This is a genomic window from Clavibacter sp. MX14-G9D, from assembly GCF_032917815.1.
Taxonomy (GTDB): Bacteria; Actinomycetota; Actinomycetes; order Actinomycetales; family Microbacteriaceae; genus Clavibacter; species Clavibacter michiganensis_K.
On sequence record NZ_JAVCVL010000312.1, the window covers coordinates 1 to 2,296 of the forward strand.

Sequence of the window (2,296 nt, forward strand, 5' to 3'; positions counted from 1 at the left end):
GATCCGCCCGCGCGACCCGTCTCGCCGCGCCGTCCTCCGCCCCGCATCGCCCGGGCGCCCCGCCCGCGCCGCACCCGCCCGTCCCGCCCCCTGGAAGGACCCGCATGTCCCACCTCGACGACGTCGCTCCCGGATCCGCGGACCGGCTGCCGCCGCGCGCCCGGTTCGCGACCGACGCGCCCGTGCACGCCCTCGACGGCGACTGGCGCTTCCGCCTGCTGCCGGAGGCGCCCGTCGACCCGGTGGACGCGCCGCCCGAGGTCGCGGATCCCGCCCTCGACGACGCCGCCCTCGACGCGGCCGGCTGGACGACGCTGCCCGTGCCCTCCCATTGGGTGCTCCACGGCCACGGCGCCCCCGCGTACACCAACCTGCAGTACCCGTTCCCGATCGACCCGCCGCACGTGCCCGACGCGAACCCCACGGGCGAGCACCGGCGCGCCTTCGAGCTGCCCGCGTCGTTCGCCGACGCCGCGCGCGTGCTGCTGCGCACGGACGGGATCGAGGGTCTCGCCACGTTCTGGGTCAACGGCGTCGAGGCGGGCTGGACCACCGGCAGCCGCCTCACCACGGAGCTCGACGTGACGGCCCTCCTCGTCCCCGGCGTCAACCACCTCGGCATCCGGGTGCACCAGTGGTCGGCCGCCTCCTACCTCGAGGACCAGGACCAGTGGTGGCTCCCGGGGATCTTCCGCTCGGTCGAGCTGCTCGCCCGCCCCGCCGACGCCCTCGACGACGTGCGCGTGCGCGCCGACCGCGACCCGGCCGACGGCTCCGGCCTCCTCGAGGTGCAGGTCGACGGCGCCTTCCCGGTGGAGGTGCGCGTGCCCGGGCTCGGCATCCGTGCGACGTGGGCGACCGCCGCCGACGTCGCGCCCCTCGCGATCCCCGCGGTCGACGCGTGGAGCGCCGAGCTGCCGCGCCTCTACGACGCGACCGTCGCGTCGCCGGGGGAGACCGCGACCCTGCGCATCGGCTTCCGCACCGTCCGCTTCGACGGCGACGCCCTCCTCGTCGACGGCCGCCGCCTCACCTTCCGCGGGGTCAACCGGCACGAGTCCCACCCCGAGCGCGGTCGCGTGTTCGACGAGGCGGAGGCGCGCGCGGACCTCGAGCTGATGAAGAGGAGCGGCGTGAACGCGATCCGCACCTCCCACTACCCGCCGCACCCGCGCCTCCTGGACCTCGCCGACGAGCTCGGCCTCTGGGTCGTGCTCGAGTGCGACCTGGAGACGCACGGCTTCTGGGACGTCGAGTGGCACGGCAACCCGTCCGACGACCCGCGCTGGCGGGACGCCTACCTCGACCGCATCGGCCGCACGGTGGGCCGCGACCGGAACCACCCGTCGATCGTCATGTGGTCGCTCGGCAACGAGTCGGGCACCGGCCGGAACATCGCGGCCATGTCGGCCTGGGTGCGCCGCTCCGACCCGACGCGGCCCGTGCACTACGAGGGCGACCTCACGGGCGAGCACACCGACGTGTACTCGCGCATGTACCCGACGCTCGAGGAGATCGACTCCGTCTGCGGGACCCCGGTCGCGAGCATCCACGAGACGACCGGCGCGACGGGCGCCTCCCAGCGCGCCAAGCCCTTCATCCTCTGCGAGTACGGGCACGCGATGGGCAACGGGCCCGGATCCCTCGCCGACTACGAGGACGCGATCGACCGCTGGCCGCGCCTCCACGGCGGCTTCGTCTGGGAGTGGCGCGACCACGGGCTGCGGGCGCGCACGTCCGACGGCCGCCCGTTCCACGCCTACGGCGGCGACTTCGGCGAGCCCGTCCACGACGGCCCGTTCGTGATGGACGGCCTGCTGCTCTCCGACGGCACCCCCACCCCGGGCCTCGCGGAGCTGTCCGCGGTCATCGCCCCCGTCCGCGTGCGCGTGGCCGCCGACGGCGCCACGGTGCGGGTCGAGAACCGACGGCACAGCGCGACGACCGACGACGTCGACCTGGTCTGGATCCTCGACCACGACGGCCGGCCGGCCGCGCGCGGGGTCCTCGAGCACGCCGCGCTCGCCGCCGGGGACGCCGTCACCCTCCGGCTCCCCGAGGAGGCGCGCGCCGCGGGGCACGCGGAGGAGGCGCACCTCACCGTGCAGGTCGTCACGCGTCGCGACACGCCGTGGGCGGAGGCGGGCCACGTGGTCGCTCGGCACCAGGCGCTCGTGCGCGACCGGTCCGCGTCCCGGCCGCGATCCGCCGGGGGCTGGCGCGGCGACGCGCTGGGCGTCGGACGGTTCGACGCGCGCGGCGACCTGGTGCGCTGGCACGGCGTGCCCGTCCGCGG

The 2,296-nt window shown here is 76.3% G+C and carries 1 protein-coding gene; it reads left to right on the plus strand.

Features of this window, described 5'->3' with window-relative positions; genetic code table 11:
- Nucleotides 1–104: 104 nt before the first annotated feature.
- Nucleotides 105–2,296: glycoside hydrolase family 2 TIM barrel-domain containing protein (locus tag Q6969_RS15085; protein ID WP_317231175.1), on the plus strand; the 2,192-nt coding region annotated here is incomplete at its 3' end.